Annotated in this window: 19 protein-coding genes and 1 pseudogene; 10 read left to right on the plus strand and 10 right to left on the minus strand. The window is 69.6% G+C overall.

Annotated elements, in window-relative coordinates; all coding sequences use genetic code 11:
- Positions 1–10 precede the first annotated feature (10 nt).
- Positions 11–1,147 carry an acyl-CoA dehydrogenase family protein gene (locus AB0J95_RS30125; RefSeq protein ID WP_364765094.1) on the plus strand — a complete coding sequence of 379 codons (1,137 nt, stop codon included), beginning with the start codon at positions 11–13 and terminating at the stop codon, positions 1,145–1,147.
- Here the strand turns inward: AB0J95_RS30125 and AB0J95_RS30130 are convergent.
- From AB0J95_RS30130 to AB0J95_RS30140, 3 genes are read right to left on the minus strand one after another with little or no spacing between them, the layout of a single operon-like run.
- On the minus strand, positions 1,144–2,370 hold the full coding sequence (locus AB0J95_RS30130) for a glycosyltransferase family 4 protein (protein ID WP_364765097.1): 1,227 nt from the start codon (positions 2,368–2,370) through the stop codon (positions 1,144–1,146). The genes AB0J95_RS30125 and AB0J95_RS30130 overlap by 4 nt on opposite strands.
- Positions 2,371–2,388: 18 nt before the next feature.
- Positions 2,389–2,730: a hypothetical protein gene (locus AB0J95_RS30135; protein WP_364765099.1), complete on the minus strand. Its 342-nt coding sequence runs from the start codon at positions 2,728–2,730 to the stop codon at positions 2,389–2,391.
- 27 nt (positions 2,731–2,757) lie between these two features.
- Entirely contained in the window at positions 2,758–3,450 is a 693-nt protein-coding gene (locus AB0J95_RS30140) for a Crp/Fnr family transcriptional regulator (RefSeq protein WP_364765102.1), read from the minus strand.
- Between the two features lie 287 nt (positions 3,451–3,737).
- Between AB0J95_RS30140 and AB0J95_RS30145 the strand changes: the two genes are divergently transcribed.
- From AB0J95_RS30145 to AB0J95_RS30165, 5 genes are all read left to right on the plus strand, one after another.
- The gene (locus AB0J95_RS30145; RefSeq protein ID WP_364765105.1) at positions 3,738–3,899 is read left to right on the plus strand and encodes a hypothetical protein; all 162 of its coding nucleotides are present in this window, start codon (positions 3,738–3,740) and stop codon (positions 3,897–3,899) included.
- 173 nt (positions 3,900–4,072) lie between these two features.
- On the plus strand, positions 4,073–4,567 hold the full coding sequence (locus AB0J95_RS30150; RefSeq protein WP_364765108.1) for a helix-turn-helix transcriptional regulator: 495 nt from the start codon (positions 4,073–4,075) through the stop codon (positions 4,565–4,567).
- Positions 4,568–4,618: 51 nt separating this feature from the next.
- The gene (locus AB0J95_RS30155; protein WP_364765111.1) at positions 4,619–5,419 is read left to right on the plus strand and encodes a lytic murein transglycosylase; all 801 of its coding nucleotides are present in this window, start codon (positions 4,619–4,621) and stop codon (positions 5,417–5,419) included.
- A 42-nt stretch (positions 5,420–5,461) separates the two neighbouring features.
- On the plus strand, positions 5,462–5,812 hold the full coding sequence (locus AB0J95_RS30160; RefSeq protein ID WP_364765114.1) for a hypothetical protein: 351 nt from the start codon (positions 5,462–5,464) through the stop codon (positions 5,810–5,812).
- Positions 5,812–6,210 carry a DUF3817 domain-containing protein gene (locus tag AB0J95_RS30165; RefSeq protein ID WP_364765117.1) on the plus strand — a complete coding sequence of 133 codons (399 nt, stop codon included), beginning with the start codon at positions 5,812–5,814 and terminating at the stop codon, positions 6,208–6,210. The genes AB0J95_RS30160 and AB0J95_RS30165 overlap by 1 nt, the downstream gene beginning before the upstream one ends.
- On the opposite strand, the gene AB0J95_RS30170 is transcribed toward AB0J95_RS30165, so the two are convergent.
- The 5 genes and pseudogenes from AB0J95_RS30170 to AB0J95_RS30190 all read right to left on the minus strand — a co-directional run bounded on the left by AB0J95_RS30170 (position 6,197) and on the right by AB0J95_RS30190 (position 9,581).
- Entirely contained in the window at positions 6,197–7,042 is an 846-nt protein-coding gene (locus AB0J95_RS30170) for a spermidine synthase (protein ID WP_364765120.1), read from the minus strand. The genes AB0J95_RS30165 and AB0J95_RS30170 overlap by 14 nt on opposite strands.
- Positions 7,039–7,431: an adenosylmethionine decarboxylase gene (gene speD / locus AB0J95_RS30175; RefSeq protein WP_364765493.1), complete on the minus strand. Its 393-nt coding sequence runs from the start codon at positions 7,429–7,431 to the stop codon at positions 7,039–7,041. The genes AB0J95_RS30170 and speD overlap by 4 nt, the downstream gene beginning before the upstream one ends.
- A gap of 60 nt (positions 7,432–7,491) precedes the next feature.
- Positions 7,492–8,637 (minus strand): annotated as a pseudogene (locus AB0J95_RS30180) (type III PLP-dependent enzyme); the annotation flags it as partial.
- A 9-nt stretch (positions 8,638–8,646) separates the two neighbouring features.
- Positions 8,647–9,105 (minus strand): flavin reductase family protein, encoded by a 459-nt coding sequence (locus AB0J95_RS30185; RefSeq protein WP_364765123.1) that lies wholly within the window; start codon positions 9,103–9,105, stop codon positions 8,647–8,649.
- A complete protein-coding gene (locus AB0J95_RS30190; RefSeq protein WP_364765126.1) occupies positions 9,102–9,581 on the minus strand; it encodes an NAD(P)H-dependent oxidoreductase in 480 nt (159 codons plus the stop codon). The genes AB0J95_RS30185 and AB0J95_RS30190 overlap by 4 nt, the downstream gene beginning before the upstream one ends.
- A 102-nt stretch (positions 9,582–9,683) precedes the next feature.
- Between AB0J95_RS30190 and AB0J95_RS30195 the strand changes: the two genes are divergently transcribed.
- Both AB0J95_RS30195 and AB0J95_RS30200 read left to right on the plus strand, forming a co-directional pair.
- Positions 9,684–10,952 carry an MFS transporter gene (locus AB0J95_RS30195; RefSeq protein WP_364765129.1) on the plus strand — a complete coding sequence of 423 codons (1,269 nt, stop codon included), beginning with the start codon at positions 9,684–9,686 and terminating at the stop codon, positions 10,950–10,952.
- Positions 10,952–12,307: an aminotransferase class V-fold PLP-dependent enzyme gene (locus AB0J95_RS30200; protein WP_364765495.1), complete on the plus strand. Its 1,356-nt coding sequence runs from the start codon at positions 10,952–10,954 to the stop codon at positions 12,305–12,307. The genes AB0J95_RS30195 and AB0J95_RS30200 overlap by 1 nt, the downstream gene beginning before the upstream one ends.
- Here the strand turns inward: AB0J95_RS30200 and AB0J95_RS30205 are convergent.
- A complete protein-coding gene (locus AB0J95_RS30205; RefSeq protein WP_364765132.1) occupies positions 12,304–13,875 on the minus strand; it encodes a cation acetate symporter in 1,572 nt (523 codons plus the stop codon). The genes AB0J95_RS30200 and AB0J95_RS30205 overlap by 4 nt on opposite strands.
- Positions 13,872–14,240 (minus strand): DUF485 domain-containing protein, encoded by a 369-nt coding sequence (locus AB0J95_RS30210; protein ID WP_364765135.1) that lies wholly within the window; start codon positions 14,238–14,240, stop codon positions 13,872–13,874. Before AB0J95_RS30210 ends, AB0J95_RS30205 begins: the two co-directional genes overlap by 4 nt.
- 375 nt (positions 14,241–14,615) lie before the next feature.
- On the opposite strand from AB0J95_RS30210, the gene AB0J95_RS30215 reads away from it, so the two are divergent.
- Entirely contained in the window at positions 14,616–17,369 is a 2,754-nt protein-coding gene (locus AB0J95_RS30215; RefSeq protein ID WP_364765138.1) for a nitrate- and nitrite sensing domain-containing protein, read from the plus strand.
- Positions 17,366–17,803, plus strand: coding sequence for a roadblock/LC7 domain-containing protein (locus AB0J95_RS30220; RefSeq protein WP_364765141.1), 438 nt, complete (start codon positions 17,366–17,368; stop codon positions 17,801–17,803). Before AB0J95_RS30215 ends, AB0J95_RS30220 begins: the two co-directional genes overlap by 4 nt.
- Positions 17,804–17,806 lie beyond the last annotated feature (3 nt).

Below are 17,806 nucleotides of genomic sequence, written 5' to 3' on the forward strand. Positions count from 1 at the left end.
GCGTGTGCCCATGACCAGCTGGCTGGATGAGGACCTGACCGCGTTCCGAGAGCTGGCCCGCTCGTTCTGCGAGAAGGAGCTCACCCCCAACCAGGAACGCTGGTCCGAGGCCAAGCAGGTGGACCGCGAGCTGTGGACCAAGGCCGGCGAGGTGGGCCTGCTCTGCCTGAGCATCCCCGAGGAGTACGGCGGCGGGGGCGGCACGTTCGCCCACGAGACCGTGCTGCTGCAGGAACAGGCGCGGGCGCTGGACGACGCGTGGGGCGTGTCCGTCCACAATGGAATTGTCGCGCACTACATCCTCAACTACGGCACCGAGGAGCAGAAGCGGCGCTGGCTGCCCAGGATGGCCTCCGGCGAGCTGGTCGCGGCGATCGCGATGACCGAGCCGGGCACCGGATCCGACCTGCAGAGCATCAAGACCAAGGCGATCCGCACCGGCGACAGCTACGTGGTCAACGGCGCCAAGACGTTCATCACCAACGGCGCCCAGGCCGGCCTGGTGATCGTGGCGGCCAAGACCAACCCCGGGGAGAAGGCGTCCGGCGTCTCCCTCGTTGTGGTGGAAACCGAAGGGGCGCAAGGGTTCCGGCGCGGCCGGGTGCTGGACAAGATCGGCATGAAGGGTCAGGACACCGCCGAGCTGTTCTTCGACGACGTGACCATCCCGGCCGAGAACCTGCTCGGTACCCAGGAAGGCCAGGGCTTCATCCAGCTCATGCAGCAGCTGCCGCAGGAACGCCTGATCATCGCGGTGAGCGCGGTGGCGGCGATGGAGCTGGCCGTGCAGCAGACCTTGCAGTACACCAAGGAACGGGAGGCGTTCGGGCGCCCGCTGTTCGGGTTCCAGAACACCAAGTTCACCCTCGCCGAGGCGGCCACCGAGGTCGAGGTCAGCAAGGCGTTCCTGGACCAGTGCATCACCCGCCACCTGAGGGGCGAGCTCGACGTCACCGGCGCGGCCATGGCCAAGATGTGGACCACCGAACGCCTCGGCAAGGTCGTCGACGCCTGCCTGCAGCTGTTCGGCGGCTACGGCTACATGAACGAGTACCCGATCGCCAAGGCCTGGACCTCGGCCCGCGTGCAGCGGATCTTCGGCGGCACCACCGAGATCATGAAGGAGATCATCGCCCGCACGCTTTAGCTCATCCGGGGGACCGGGATGGCCAGGCGGGTGACCAGGGTGCTCACGGTGAGGTCCCAGCGCATGGCGCCGGCCAGGCGGTCACGCAGCTCGTGGGCGTCGATGAAGGCCTTGCGGGGGTTGGCGAGCACGCGCTGGATGGCCTCGCGCCAGCGCGGGATGTCCCGGCCGGGGTCGTCGACGACGTCCACGATGAACGGGTCCGCGTCCTCGCCGAGGTGCGCCCGCAGGGTCTCGGCGATCCCGCTCTGGTCGCTGACCAGGATGGGCGTGCCGAGGCTGATCGCGTCCAGCGCGGCCAGGCCGAAACCCTCCACCCTGGCCGGCAGCACGAACAGCGCGGACCGGCCGATCTCCCGGCCGATCTCGAGGAAGTCCTCCTTGAACGGCCGCACGTCGAGGCGGTCGGTGGGCAGCTGCGAGATCACCAGCAGCCGTTCGTGCAGCGCGACGCACTTGTCCCGCGGCGGCCCCTGAATGAGCAGGCGCGGCCTGGGCTGGCCGGTGACCTCGGCGATCGCGGCCGACACGATGTCCAGGCCCTTGAGCCTGATGTGGCCGGTCCGGCAGGTCATGGTGACGTTCATGTTGCGCGGGACCTCACGGGTGCGGCCCGCGTGCGTGGTCGGGATGTGCATGCCCGGGTCCAGCTGCAGCACCGGGACGCTGCCGAACCCGTCGCCGACGATGCCCTCCGCCTCCCGGGTCAGCTTCGGCCCGACCGCGGCGACCAGGTCCGCCTCGATCCCGCAGATCTCGCCCTCGCGGGCGTCGCGCGGCCGCGGGATCTCGCCGAGCTGCTCGTACGGCTCGTTCGGCGCGGAGTGCACGATCAGCACCAGCTTCGAGGTCTTGAGGTACTTGCGCGCGTACGTCCAGGCGACAGAACCCGTCACCACGTCGTGCCCGACGACGACGTCCGGCTGGGAGTCGAGGACGGCCGCGGACGGCAGGTAGAAGTTCGGGCCCGCCGGGGTCCGCTCGGCCATCCGCAGCGTGACCCCGAAGCTCTCCGCGTCCCGGCGCTCCTGCTGCGACGCGCGCTCCACCAGGCAGGTCGTGCGGTGCCCGGCCTGCGCGAACGCGATCGCCAGGGCGCGGTTGAACTTGGAGATCGCCCCGCGGGCCGGCGACCAGCGGTCGCAGATCAGCAGCACGGAGGGCCAGCGGCCCTCGCCCAGCACGGGGATCGTCGGGCCGGGCAGTGTCGTTGGAGCGGTCATGGGGTGCCTCCCCAGCCGTCAGACGCCGTAGAGGCGTTCGTACTTCTCGAGGATGGCCAGGGTCCGGCCGCGCATCCGGCGCCCGGCCCGCGCCCGGGCGGCGGCGGCGATCTCGTCCGGCCGGTAGTCCAGCCAGCGCAGCACGTTGAGGCCGATGCTGATCACGTCGATCGCCTCGTTGGCCGCGGCGTCGCGGTCACCGCTCGCGAGATGGGCCCGCAGCTCGGTGAACTGGTGGCCGGCCGCGGCCTCGAAGTGCTTGAGCGGCTTGGCCGTGACCTGCTGGTGCGCCTCGTCCCAGGCGTCCCAGATGTCCTGGAAGGGGCCGAGGTCGCGCGTCGGCTCGGGTCTGGCTGTCATGACACCTCCCACCCTCTGTGTAGAGTATTACACGTTGAGAGATGGAATCGAAGACTGAACAGTGGCGATTTTTCGAAGAGCAGCCACGTCTCGAAGGATGATCTTGCGCCGGCCGGTGGTGACCACGTTCTCCTCGCGCAACCGGCCCAGCTCCTTGGCGACCGCGTCGCGCGAGGCGCCGATCCGGCCGGCCAGGTCGCGCTGGGTCAGCGAGCCGATCTCCAGGCCGTGCTCGGTCGGCATGCCGACCTCGGTGCCCAGGTCGAGCAGCCAGCGGGCCAGGAGATACCGGACGTCCAGCCGGGCGGTGACCGCGCGCTGGTCGGACTCGCGGCGGCGGCGCACCACGGCCCGGTACATCACCGGCCAGAGCGAGTTCTCCTCGACGAACCGGACCAGGTCCTCGGCCTTGATGTCGTAGCCGGTCACCTCGGTCATCGTGGTCACCGTCTCCGAGCGGACCTCGCCGAGCAGGGCACCCTCGTCGCCGATCAGCTCGTCGGCGCCGCGCGCGATCAGCATGACCTCCTCGCCGTCCGGCGCGGTCTGGGTGATCTTGACGCTGCCCGACCGGGTCAGCAGGGCGGAGTGGGACGGCTGGCCCTGCCAGAAGATCGTCCGTTCGGGTGGGAACGACACCCACGTACCCGCGGCGTACAGGTCTTCGCGCTGCTGTTCGGTCAGCAGCTGCAAGACGTTGAACGGGGTGTCGTCAGTCATACTCTTCAATGTAGTATTCCACATAGCAGTGTCGCCAGTTCGGCATTCACTGAACAAACTGAAGATCGTGGCTGGTAGTGACTCATGCACGGGAGCGCTTATCCGAAGAGTGCGAGAATGCCCCCGTTCAGGGAGGTCCCCTAATGGGTGACTACGGGGTGTGCCTGGATGCGCTGGAACGGGTTGCCCCCGTAGAGTGAGTCCGGCCGGTTTTGCGTACCGGGGGAGGGCAGGAACTCGCCCGGGTTGACAGCCTGGCGGAGTGCGGAGCGGACGGAGTCGAGCCGGTGAACGCGAAGAAGATAGTCCTGCTGGCGGTGGTGGCACTGCTGGTGTTCTACCTGATCACCCAGCCGACGCAGTCGGCGAACGCGGTGCAGACGGTGCTCGGCTGGCTGCGCGAGGGCGCGGACGCGATCATCACGTTTGTCAAGCAGCTGTTCGCTTAGTGACGCTGGGTCACAAGTGCTGCCGTCGGGCGATCCATATTGGACCGTCCGGGTGGATTACCGAAGAAAAGTCCAGGTGGCGAGATTGATGAAGGTTCTCCTCTAGCGTCTGGAGGGCGCGCCACCCTACGGTCTTCGGCAACGAGTGATCATCGCCCCCAAAGGAGGCACGGATGGTCGACGACCACGGGGTCGACGCACTGGTTCGGCAGTGGACACAGGAGCGTTCGCAAGACGCGGAAGCGGAGGAGATCAACCGCATCGCCTCGACCTGGCTGGCCGAGGGACCGGTAACCGTTTCCCAGCCTGGGATCCCGGGTCAGCGGTCCAAGGGTGGCGCCAAGTCCTGGGTGGCCGTGCAGTCGGCCGATCCGGCGTACCTGGACGCGATGAGCAAGCGGCTGCCTGGGGTGCCGCAGGACCTGATCGCCTCGGCGGCCGGGTACTGGCAGATGGTGGGCGGCCTGGCCGAGGCCGAGCAGTGGTGGGACGCGGGGATCAGCCCCCTCGACCAGCGCGCCCTGGACTACCGGGCGGCCGGCCTGGTGCCGTCGGACCTCAGCCGCAGGCTGGGCCCGCTGACGGTGCTGGAGCACCTCCGCCGGGGCAGCGCGCCCGCGTGGTGTGTGGCTCGTCTGCAGCGGCAACAGCGAAACGGCGTGGCGTAAGCCACCCGAAGGTGTACGTAACGGCCGGGCAGCCCTCGTCGTTGACCACCCGTGGCGGTGGTTGAACGAGGGCGCAGGCTGCTGGGGCGGTTGGCACTGGTCCTGCTCGTACTGGGGATGGCCGGTGCCGGCGTCTGGTCGCTGAGCACCTCCTTCGTGCCCGAGGCCAGCCCGGTCACCACCGAGATCCCCGCTCTGCAGGTTCCCGCGGCCCAGGTCGAACCCGGTGCGGTGGCGCCTGTGCAGGTGCAGGACGTACCGAAACCCCAGGGCGCCGCGGGCACGGACCCGCTCACCGCGTGGGCAGGCCGCGTCTCCGCCGTGACCGGGGTCCCGGCGCGGGCGCTGATGGCCTACGGCAACGCTGAGCTCGTGCTGCGCTCGACCACCCCCGGCTGTCACCTGTCGTGGGCGACGCTGGCCGGGATCGGCCGGATCGAGTCCAACCACGGCCAGTTCGGCGGTGCCCAGCTGGGCGCGGACGGGCGTCCATCCAAGCCCATCGTCGGTGTCCCGCTGGACGGATCCGTGGGTGTGCAAAGGATTGCGGACACGGACGGTGGCCGGTACGACGGCGACGCCTCGCTGGATCGCGCGGTCGGACCAATGCAGTTCATCCCCTCCACCTGGAACAAGTGGGCCTCCGACGGCAACGGCGACGGCCGCGGCGACCCGCAGCAGATCGACGACGCGGCCCTCGGCGCCGCGCGGTACCTCTGCGTGGGCGGCCGGGACATGGGCTCGCCCCAGGGCTGGTGGGCCGGTGTGCTGTCGTACAACAACTCGGTCCCCTACGGCCAGAAGGTGTTCGGCCTCGCCGACGGGTACGCCCGCGCGGCTCAAAAGGCTTGATGTGTTCGGCGTCACTCAGGTGACGGGTGTTAGCGTCGGGGTGTGCGTGGCAAGCGGGTGACGGCACGCGGGTTGCTCATCGCGGCGACCTGCGTGGTGAGCCTGCTCGGCGCCTGTGCGCTCGCGTGGTGGCAGTGGACCCGGTTCTCCTCGGCGAGCGGCACCTGGCAGAACCTCGGATACGTCCTGCAGTGGCCCCTCTTCGGGCTGTTCCCGGCGTTCATGGTGTGGCGGGTGCGCCGGCTCAAACAGCGGGAGCGGACCGAGGTCAGGGCGGAACCCGCGGCCACTCCCGTGAAACCCGTTGCCCCGGTCGTGGTGCACGAGGACGACGACGAGCTGACCGCGTACAACCGCTACCTGGCCGAGCTCAACGCGAAGGACCAAGCCTGATGACCGCCCCAGACCCCGCCGTGTCGACCAATGAGGAGAGCCCGGCCCGTGACGCCGCGGCCCCCGGCCTGACCGGCGCGCTGTCCCGCTACCGCATCGCCGCCTACGTCGTCGGTGTCGGCCTGCTCTGCCTGTGCGCCGCGATGGTGCTGAACTACGGCTTCGACCAGCCCCAGTACAGCAAGATCGTCGGTCCGGTGCACGGCTTCCTGTATGTGGTCTACCTCGCCCTGACGGTCGACCTCGGCCTCAAGGCCCGCTGGCCGATGACCCGCACCGTGCTGATCCTGCTGGCCGGCATGGTCCCGTTCGTGTCCTTCATCGCCGAGCGCAAGGTCACCCGGGAGCTGACGGGGGCGCCTGAGCAGACGCCCCCGCGCGCGGCTAGCGAAGGCTGATCGGCGGGACGGTCGACCCGCGCAGGGTCAGCTCGTCGATCGTCTTCGGCCGGTAGGGCAGGGTCGCGAACCGCTCGGCCATCCGCCGCACCGGGTTGTCCAGCGCTGTGTCGTCTGGTTTGGTGCCGAAGAAGAACGCCCACTCGTGCTCGTCCGAGCCGAAGTACACCGGCGTGCCGAAGACCTGCTCGAACCGGCGCCAGCACTGCACCAGCGTGGCGTTGCGCCACAGGGTGGGGCAGCCGCCCTGGTAGGCCACGACGCCGCCGGGGGTCAGCAAACCCTTGCACAGCTGGAGGAACTCCTCGCCGTACAGCCGGTTGTGCTGGGCGTCGGTGCCGTCCTGCTCGTCGGGGAGGTCGACCAGGACGATGTCGTAGCGCTCAGCCGACGTGCGGATGAACTCCCACCCGTCGGTGTAGTGCACGCGGATCGGACCGTCGCCCTGTTCCGCCGAAGCGAGCGCGGAAGTCGTGTAGCCGTACGGCAAGTGCTGCGCGCACAGCTTGACCGCCTGGGTGTCGATGTCCACGTGGTCGACCACCGAGGCGCCCGCCTCGACGGCCATCTCGCAGACGACGCCCTCGCTCGAGCCGACCACGAGCACCCGGTTCAGGTTCTCCGCCAGCAGCAACGCGGGCACCATCAGCGCCTCGTGGTAGACGAGCTGGCTCAGCTCGGTGCTCTGCCGTTCGTTGTCGCAGAACAACGACACGCCCTGGGCGGTCTTGCCGATCACGACGTGCTGGAAGGCCGTCCGCTCGTCGGCGAGCACGTCGTCGACCTGCCAGACACGGGTCAGTCCGGCCCCGACCGGCTCCTCGATCCTCACCGGTCCTCCTGTCCTCTTTGGATGGTGTTCGTCCGGGCGATGCTCGGTCCGAGCATGTCCCGCAACAGGTGCACGGCCAGTTCCGGGTCCGCGCGCCTGCCGCAAGTGAACACGTCGACGAACACCGCGCCCCGCTCGGGGTACGAGTGGATGGACGCGTGCGACTCCGACAGCAGCGCCAGCACGGTCACGCCCTGCGGCTCGAACTGCTTGTAGGTCATCGAAAGGACCGTCGCGCCGGCCTCGTTCAGCGCCTTTTCCAAGCTGTCACGCAGGAACTGGGAGTCGTCCAGCAGCTCAGCGGGCACACCCTCGAACTCCGCAAGCACGTGCCGCCCGGCGAACTCGCCGACCTCATCCGGTTCCTCACCGACGAAGTAGGTGCGCAGCGGCGGGAAACCGTTGAACGCCACCGAGGAGTAGCTCTGGGTGTAGGCGCCGGTGCACAGGATGTCCACCAGGTCGCCGGCCTGCAGCGCCAGCGGCAGCGAGTAGGGAGTCCGTTGGTACATCACGTCATCGCCGTCACACGTGGGCCCGGCGATGATCACCGGCCCGCCTTCGGTGCCGTCGTGCGGGGTGCGGAACTCGTAGGCGATGGCCTCGTTCTCCGTCTCGGCCATCCCGCTGTAGCGCCCGATGTCCAGGTACACCCAGCGCTTGGGGTCCGCTTCGGACTTGCGCGAGACCTGCACCACCTCGGTGCGGATCAGCCCGGCCTCGGCGACCAGCGCGCGCCCGGGCTCGTAGGACAGCTCCGGGGCGACCGGGAAGTGACGGGCGATGGACGCGTGGATGGCCGCCGCGTAATCCGCCAGTGGCGGGGGGTTCTCGCGGTAGCGGCCGGGCAGGCCGCCGCCGATGTTCAAGCCCCGCAACGTCACCCCGCGCTCGGCGACGGCGGCGGTCACCGCGGCCGCGGCGGCGATCCCGGCGTCCCACGCGGCCGGGTCGAGGTGTTGGGAACCAACGTGAAACGCGACACTTTCGGCGTCAAGCCCCAGTGCCGCCGCCTGGACGAGCAGCTCGGCCGCCATTTCCGGGGCACACCCGAACTTCTGGCCGAACGGGGTGAGCGAGCCGGGGCTGTCCACCAGGATCCGGCAGGACACCGTCGAACCCGGGGCGTAGCGGGCGATGTTGGCCAGGTCGGTGCCGCTGTCGAAGGTGAACCGGCGGACACCGGCGCGGAACGCGTAGTCGATGTCCGAGGCCTTCTTCAGGGTGTTGCCATAGGAGATCGTCTCCGGGCGGGCGCCCTGGTCGAGGCACAGTTCGATCTCCTCGCGGCTGGCCACGTCGAACCCGGCGCCCACCTTGGCGAGCAGCTTCACGATCTGCGCCGCGGGGTTGGCCTTGACCGCGTAGAACATCCTCGCTTCGGGAAAGGTGTCCCGCAGCCGGGTATGGCTTTCCCGCACCGTGTCAAGGTCGATCACAAGGCACGGGGTCGGGGGTCTGCGGTCGTCGAGGAACGCCGTACAGCGTTCGGCCGCGAGCGGGAGGACGTCGATCACCGCGAGAGCATAAGTCCCGCGCCCGCGCGACTCGAAGGGGACTCCGTCAGGATTAACGCTACTCGTGCCCCCGTTCACCCATAGGAACTAGGCGACGGACGTATAGCGTCCCTTGAAGCGCAACAACGGCTGCGGCTCGGCGTGGTGGTCGATGTCCAGCGGTGCCCCGATCAGAGCAATGTGGTCGCCTACGGTCAGCCGTTGCGCGGTGCGGCAGCGCAGGCGTACCGGGGCGTCCAGCAGGTTCGGTAGTCCGTCCACATCGGACTCCCAGCGGGTGGCCGGGCCGAACCGGTCGGCGTCGGTGCGCGCGAACAGGTCCGCCAGCTCGGTCTGGTCCGCGTGCAAAAGGTGTACGGCGAAGTGTGAAGCCGTTGACAGCGCGGTGAAAGCCGAGGCGCCGGTGCCGATCCACAGGCCCACCAACGGTGGTTCCATGCTCACCGAACCGAACGAGCTGACCGTGAGCCCGACCGGCCCCGGCGCCGTGACAATCGCGACGGCGGCCGGGTGGTGCCGCAAGGCAAGGCGAAGCTCGTCCCTCATGACAGGAACCCACTTTCCTTCAGTACCTTGGCCGCCTCGGCGTCGACGTCACCGTTGAAAACGGACTCGTTGAGGAACAGGCCCTGGCCGGGCACGCTGAGCCCGAGCTCGGCCAGGACCGGCTTGAGGTGCACCTCGACGGCCAGCGCGTGCCGGTCGCTCGCGGCGACCAGCAGCGGCACCGCGGTGATGCCGCGCAGCGAACCCGCGCCGAAGCGGTCCAGGAAGGCCTTCAGCAGGCCCGTGTAGCTCGCTTTGTAGGTCGGCGAGGCAACCACGAGGACGTTCACGCCCTTGACGTCCTCGACCGCCTGAGCCACCCGTGCGCTGGTGTGGTCGAACAGCTCCCCGGCGAACTCCGCCAGGTCGATCACCGGCCCGTCCGTGCCGGGCAGCGCGGACCGGATGGCGAGCGCGGCCCGCAGGGTGCGGGACGCCGGTTTCGGGTTGCCGACGAGTACTCCGATGACCGTCATGCTCCGAGCATGGAAACCCGGGCGGCCAGGGTCAACGCTGTCCAACGAGTGGGAAACGATTTCCGCCTGGCCGGGATCGCCCGGGTTAGGCTCCCGGCCACTATGACCGAGATCATCACCCGCGACCGGGTCGCCGGATACAGCGTCGGATCGCTGGTCACCGGCGCGTTCGGCACCGTGCCGGGGCTGCTCCTGCTGCCGTACCTGACCGACTCGCTCGGTGTCGGCGCGGCCGCCGCGGGCCTGCTGGTGCTGCTGCCGAAGGCATGGGACGTGCTGTTCAACCCGGTCGCCGGGCGGATCAGCGACCGGATCGGCCCGCGCCGCCCGCTGATGCTGCGCGGCGGGATCGGGGTCGGCCTGCTGTTCGCGCTGATCTTCGCCTGGCCGGGTGGCGGCGGCACCTGGGTGGAGATCACCTTCCTGTTGTGCGCCACGGCTTACGCGCTGTTCCAGGTGCCCTACGTGGCGATGATGGCCGAGATCACCACCGACTACCACCAGCGCACCCGGCTGATGACCTGGCGGATGGCGGTGCTGGCGCTGGCGATCCTGATCTCCGGGGCGGGCGCGCCGGCCATCCGCAACGCCACCGGCGGCTACCAGGTGATGGGCATCGTGTTCGGCGCGCTGATCGTGGCCGGGACGTTCGGCGTGTACCTGGGCACCCGCGGGGTCACGTTCACCACGGAGGCCGATCATGGTGCGGGCTGGCGGGTTCTGCTGGCCGCGGTGCGGGACTCCAGGCCGTTTCGCCGGCTGCTGGCGGTGTTCGTCATCCAGGCGATCGGCATCGGGACCGTGCTGGCCGGCGTGGACTACGCCTCCCGGGTCGTGCTGCGCGATCCGGGGCTGAACACGTTGCTGTTCGTGGCCTTCGTCGGCCCCGCGCTGGTCGTGATGCCGCTGTGGCAACGGTTCGCGGCCAGGTACGGCAAACGGGTGAGCTTCGTGGTGGCCACGCTGATCTTCGCGACCGGGATGACGTTGTGCGTGCTCGCGCGGGTGGTGCCGATCTCGGTGTCGGTGGTGTTCGGCGGGATCGCCGGGATTGGCTACTCGGGGATGCAGGTGTTCCCGATGGCGATGCTGCCAGACGTGATCACCGCGGAGGAGCAGCGCACCGGCGCCCGGCGCGCGGGCCTGTTCTCCGGGGTCTGGACCGCGGGGGAGACCCTCGGGCTGGCGCTGGGACCGGGCGTGTACGGGCTGATCCTGTCGATCGGCGGGTACGTGTCCAGCACGGACGGGTCCGCGGCGCAGCCGGAAAGCGCTGTGGTGGCGGCATTGCTCGGCTTCTCGGTGGTGCCCGCGGCGATCGCGCTGGTGTCGTTGCCGTTGCTCACCAAGAAGGTCGAGGTCAGCGCGTGATCCCCGCCGAGGACGTTCTCGCTCAGCTGCGCGCCCTGCGCTCGGCCGACCTGCCGACTCACGGCGGCCGGACCATGGCGTACGTCTACGACAGCGGTCTGGCCTCGCTGGATGAGCTTGGTGCGGCGGCACATGCGCTCGCGTCGTCGACGAACGGCCTTGACCCGACGGCGTTTCCAAGCCTGCTGCAGATGGAGAACGAGGTCGTCGCGACCGCCGCGACGCTGCTGAACGGCGGCGCCGGGCAGGTCACCTCGGGCGGGACCGAGTCCTGCATGCTCGCCGTGCTGGCCGCCCGCGAGGCCCGGCCGGACGTCGAGCGTCCGTCCATTGTGCTCCCGGTGACCGCACACGCCGCGTTCCACAAGGCCGCGCACTACTTCAAGATTCGGATCATCGCGATTCCGGTCGGCCCGGACTTCCGGGCGGACGCTGAGGCCATCCGGGCCGCGATCGACGACGACACAGTGCTTGTCGTGGCCTCCGCGCCTTCGTACGCGCATGGCGTGGTCGATCCGGTCGCCGAGATCGCCGCTGCCGCAATGGAACGCGGTGTCCGCTGCCACGTGGACGCCTGCATCGGCGGCTGGGTCCTGCCATACTTCAAGCGGCTCGGCGTCGACGTGCCGCCGTTCGACTTCACCGTCCCTGGCGTCACGAGCATCTCGGTCGACCTGCACAAGTACGCCTACTGTCCCAAAGGCACGTCAGTCCTGCTGCACCGGAATGCGGATCTCCGCCGGTCCCAGTACTTCGCGAGCGCGGCCTGGCCGGGCTACACGATGCTCAACTCCACCATGCAGTCCACTCGTTCCGGTGGTCCGATCGCGGCCGCCTGGGCCGTCCTGAAGCATGTCGGCGACGAGGGTTACCTTGCCCTGGCTGAGAAAACCCTCGCCGCCGTCCGGGAACTCCGTGCCGGCATCGAGGATCTGGGCCTGAAGATTCTCGGCGACCCGATCTCGACCCTGCTGGCACTGTCCTCATCGGACAAGGACCTCTTCGCGGTCGCCGACCAGATGCGCATCCGGGGCTGGTACGTCCAGCCGCAGTTCGCCTTCCAGAACTCGCCGACGAACCTGCACCTCACCATCACCGCCGCCAACCGGGGCAACGAACAGCAGTTCCTCACTGACCTCAAGGACTCCCTGACGGAGTCCACGCCGGTCGAGGTCGACCTCGCCCTGCTCGACGGCCTAGACCCGGGAACTCTCACCGCGGCCCAGTTCGACACCCTGCTGGCCACAGTGGACCTGAGCCGGGGCATGGCCGCGGTGAACGCCTTGCTGGAAGCCGCCCCCGCGGCCCTGCGGGAGCGGCTCCTGATCGAGTTCCTGGGCCGGATGTACGGCTAGGCGCCGATCCCGGTCAGGGAACGGACCTCCATCTCGGCCTGCTTGGCCTCGTCACCCTTGTCCCGGCTGAGGATCGTGCCCAGGAAGCCGAGGACGAACGACACCGGGATGGAGATGATCCCCGGGTTGCTCAACGGGAAGACCGCGAAGTCCACGCCAGGGAAGATCGACGTCGTGCTGCCCGAGACCACCGGCGACAGGAACACCAGCACCAGGCAGGACATCAGCCCGCCGTACATGCCCCACAGCGTTCCCCTGGTGTTGAACCGTCGCCAGAACAACGAGTAGAGCAATGTGGACAGGTTCGCCGAGGCCGCGAACGCGAACGCCAGCCCGACAAGGAAGGCGACGTTCTGCCCGTTGGCCATGATGCCGCCGACGATGGCCAGCCCACCGACGAACACCGCGGTCAGCCGGGCCACCCGGACCTCGGCCACCGGGTTGGCCTGGCCGCGCTTGAAGATGTTGGCGTACACGTCATGCGCGAAAGAGGCCGACGCCGTCAGCGTCAGACCCGCGACCACGGCGAGGATCGTGGCGAACGCCACCGCGGAGACGATGCCCAGCAACAGGGTTCCGCCGATCTCGAACGCCAGCAGCGGGGCCGCCGAGTTCTCCCGGCCGGTCGCGGCCAGGATCCGGTCGGACCCGACCAGCGCCGAGGCGCCGTACCCGATCACCAGCGTGGCCAGGTAGAACACCGCCATGGTGGCGACCGCCCAGATCACCGACCGGCGCGCCTGCACCGCGTTGGGCACGGTGTAGAACCGCATCAGCACGTGCGGCAGGCCGGCCGCGCCCAGGACCAGGGCCAGCGCCAGGGACACGAAGTCCAGTTTGGACGTGCCGCTCTGGCCGAACATCCCGCCCGGGTCGAGCACCTTGGTGCCGCGGGCGTTGTTGGCGGCGGCCTGGTCGAGCAGCGCGGAGATGTCGAAGCCGAACTTCCCCAGCAGGAACACGGTCATCAGCGCCACGCACAGCACCAGGATCGAGGCCTTGATGATCTGCACCCACGTCGTCCCGCGCATGCCGCCGACCAGCACGTACAGCATCATCACCACGCCGACGACGGTGATCACGATCGCCTGCCCGCCGCGGGTGTGCACGCCCAGCAGCAGGGCGACCACACCGCCCGCGCCTGCCATCTGGGCCAGCATGTAGAACAACGAGATGACCAGCGTGGATGTCGCGGCCGCGGCGCGCACCGGCCGCGCGCGCATCCGGTAGCTGAGCACGTCGCCCATGGTGAACCGGCCGGTGTTGCGCACCAGCTCGGCGATCAGCAGCAGGTTGACCAGCCAGGCCACCAGGAAGCCGATCGAGTAGAGGAAGCCGTCGTAGCCGTGGATGGCGATCGCCCCCGCGATGCCGAGGAACGAGGCGGCCGACAGGAAGTCGCCGGACAGCGCGAGGCCGTTGCGGCCGCCGCCGAACGCCGACCCGGCGGTGAAGTAGTCGGCGGTGTTGCCCTTGGTCCGGTTGACCCGCGCCACGATCACCAGGGTGACCAGCACGAACGCCCCGAACACCGCCATGTTGAGGACCGGGCTGCCGATGTCGCTCATACCGACTTCACCGCGGCGACCTGCGGGTCGATCCGCCTGCGGGCGAACCGCCGGTACCACAGGGTGATCAGCAGGGTGGTGACGAACTGCGAGACGCCCAGCAGCAGGCCGACGTTGACCGAGCCGAACACCCGCCTGCTCATGAAGTCGGTCGCATACGCGGCGAGCACGACGTACCCCAGGTACCAGAGGAAGAAGAGCAGGCTGACCGGGAACACGAACCTCCGGACTCTGGACCGCAGTTCGGCGAATTCCCGGCTCTGCTGTATCCGGACGAAGTCGGGCCCTTCTTGATGGTGTTTATTGCTCGTTTCGCTGATTCTCACAAAGCTGGCCGAGGGTGTTCGGCCGGACCAGTGCGTCATATGTACCTTCCCGGTACGTGTATCGGCCGGGCGCCATACTAGCCACGCGCAGGCGATTGTCCAGCGGCCTGACCACTACATCGGCGCCTGGTCGCCGGTACCTTAGGGGCGATCGTCACACTTCCGAGTGAATCTTCGTGTCGCGCTCCGTATATGTCCCGGGGAGCGAAACCGGCCCGACCTCGCGGTGAGAACAACCCGATCGGGGCATAAAGCCGTCGCACGGACGTGCTCTCGGTAGTGAAATCGAGGAACTCCCTGAACGGACCATTGAGAGATCATTTTTCTGATGTACAGTCGGGGCTCCCCGAGAACCTACGGCGCAGAATAATTCGCCCCTGCACTACGCGAGTGCGCGCATTGGGAGTGTTAACGGTGATCACCACTAGACGGGCACGCTTGCTCCGGTGGCGGGACTGGCGCCTGCGCACGAAGCTCGCCGCCGTCACGTTGGTCCCGCTGGTGTTCGCGGTCGCGCTCGGCGTGGCGCAGATCGGCGGCGAGGTGGCCAGGGCCGAGTCCTACCGCCGGGTGGACCGGCTGGTGGCGCTGTCCGACCAGGTCCGCCGGACGATCGGCGGCCTGCAGGCGGAACGCGCCGAGTCGGCGCGCCTGCTCACCTCGGGCAGCGACGACCCGGGCGCCGAGCTCAGGCAGGAGTACCAGGTCACCGACATCGCCTGGGCGGCGATGAGCCGGGCCTCCGCGCCGGTCACCTTCTCCGTCCCGGCCACCTCCGCGCGGGCCGCGGACGTGAGCGAGCTGCCCGCGCAGCTGCTGCGGCTGCGCGGGCAGGTCACCGGCGGCGAGCTGGACGGCCGCGCGGTGCTGACCCGGTACACCGAGCTGGTCTCCGTGCTGCTGGGCCTGGACCAGGCGCTGGCCGCGGAGATCTCCGACCCGGCGCTGACCGGCACCGCGGGCGCCCTGCACGACCTGCAGCTGGCGAACGAGGAGATCTTCCTGCAGCAGGCGGTGATCTCGGCCGGGCTGACCCGCGGCCAGCTGACCGTCAGCGACCTGAGCAACCTGCGGTCCTCGCTGTCCCGGCTGGACGCGCGGCTGACCGACTTCCGCGCCTCGGCGAGCCCGCGGCAGCTGGACCTGTTCAACAGCACGGTGACCGGTGCGGGCGTCGAGTCCCGCGCCAAGCTGCTCAACCAGGTGCTGGAGCAGCCGGACACCCGCCCGGCCACCCCCGCGATCAACCTCAGCGACTGGCAGACCAGCTCCGCGCTGACCACCGCCGCGGTGTCCACTGTGGCCGGTGCGCTCGGCCGGGAGATGCAGGCCGAGTCCGACCGCCTGCGCAACCAGGCGAGCGACGCGGCCGGCGTGGTGTCGGTGATCCTGTTCGCGGCCATGCTCCTGGCCGCGGCCGTGATGGTGCTCGTCGGCCGTCAGCTGGTCAGCACGCTGCGCGTGTTGCGGCGCAGCGCACTCGAGGTCGCCGACCACAAACTTCCCGACGCCGTGGCGGGTCTGCGCTCGGGGGTGTTGCTGCCGCCTGAGGTCGCGCCCGTGCCGGTGCACACCCACGACGAGCTCGGCCAGGTGGCGCGCGCGTTCGATGCCGTGCAGGACCAGGCTTTGCGGCTCGCCGCCGAGCAGGCGCACCTGCGGGCCAGCTATGGCGACGTGTTCGTGAACCTGTCCCGCCGCAGCCAGGGGCTCGTGCAGCGCCAGCTGCACCTGCTCGACCGGCTGGAGCGCGACGAGGAGGACCCCGACCAGCTGGCCACGTTGTTCCAGCTGGACCACCTGGCCACCCGGATGCGGCGCAACAACGAGAACCTGATGGTGCTCTCGTCCGGCAACGAGCTCGCCCGCCGGGCCGGGCCGCCGGTCCAGCTCGCCGACCTGCTGCGCGCCGCGGTGTCGGAAATCGAGCAGTACCAACGGGTCACCGTGCAGCCGCCGCCCTCGCTGACCGTGGTCGGCTACGCGGCCCGTGACCTCGTCCGGCTCACCGCCGAGCTGCTGGACAACGCGACCGCGTTCTCCGCGCCGGAGACCAGGGTCACCATCTCCAGCCGGCTGGCCGACGACGGCACGGTCGCGATCGACGTGCTGGACAGCGGGATCGGCATGCGCGACGAGGAGATCCTCGAGGCGAACGCGCGTCTGGCCGAGGGCGGTCAGCTGGACGCGTCGGCCTCCCGCCGGATGGGCCTGTTCGTGGTCGGCCGCCTGGCCGGCCGGCACGGCGTGCGGGTGGAACTGCACGGCGGCAAGGACATCGCCGGTATCCGCGCCACCATGACGGTCCCGGCCGAGCTGCTCGCCGAGGGCGAGCCGGACCACCGGCCCAAGCGCGTCAACGGCCACCACCTGTCCACTTCGGACATCGTGCAGGCGCTGTCCTCCGGCGCCGCCCCGGCGACGACGGTGGAACAGTCCGTGCCGCAGCCGGTCGTCCGCGGCGACCTGTTCGCCACGACGAACGCGTCCGAGGAGACCGCCACCGGCTGGTGGGAACCGGTGACACCGCCGCCGCCCTCGTCCCCGTCCGCCGAGCGCGGGATCCACGAGACCACGCCGATCTTCGACGAGATGATCTCCGCCTGGTTCACCGCGGACAAGCCCGATGACGTCGGGTCCGCGCCCACCGAGACGTGGAAGTTCGAGGCGGACAAGGGTTTCGAGGCCGCGCAGGTGGTCGCGGACACGCCAGCCGGGGTCACCGCGGCCGGGCTGCCGCAACGCGTTCCGCGCGAGAAACTGGTTCCTGGCAGCATTTCCGGCGAGCAGCCGGCCACGCAGACCACCGAGGGCAGGGGCATCCGCGAGGCCGAGGAGCTGCGCTCGCGGCTGGGCGGCCTGCAGCGCGGGCTGTCCAGGGCACGCGGCGAGCAACCGCCGGTCACCGCTGCGGACAACGGCTTTCAGGCCGCCGAGCTGGCGGCCAAATCCCCTGAAGGTGTCACACCGGCGGGCTTGCCGCAGCGCGTCCCCCGGGAGAAGCTCGTACCGGGGAGCATCGCCTCGCCGCCCGGGTTCGGCGAGGGCCTGGTGCGGGGTGAGCGAGGGGCACAGGAGGTTCGGGGCCGGCTGGACGAGCTCCAGCGTGGACTGAGCAATGGCCGGCGCAGCCTCGCCGGCCGGGAGAACGGACAGGAGACTCGATGAGCTCGCCCCAGTCCCAGCCGCACCAGTTCGGCTGGTTGGTCAACGACTTCGCCGAGCGGGTCGCCGGGGTGGCGCACACGGTCGTGGTGTCGGCCGACGGGCTGCTGCTCACCGCGTCCGCGCGGCTGCCGATGGACCGCGCCGACCAGCTCGCCGCGGTGACGTCCGGCCTGGTCAGCCTGACCCACGGGGCGTCCCGGTGCTTCGAGGCCGGGCCGGTGAAGGAGACCGTGGTGGAGATGGAGCGCGGGATCCTGCTGCTGATGTCGATCAGCGACGGGTCCTCGCTGGCCGTGCTGGCCGCGCCCAGCTGCGACATCGGCCAGATCGCCTACGAGATGACCATGCTGGTCGACCGGGTCGGCCAGATGCTCACCCCCGAGCTGCGTGCGGCGCTGCAGGGCGCGCGGGGAATGACCGGGGCCGCGGTGTGAGCC

This window comes from Actinocrispum sp. NPDC049592 (assembly GCF_040675465.1).
In the GTDB taxonomy this organism is placed as follows: domain Bacteria; phylum Actinomycetota; class Actinomycetes; order Mycobacteriales; family Pseudonocardiaceae; genus Kibdelosporangium.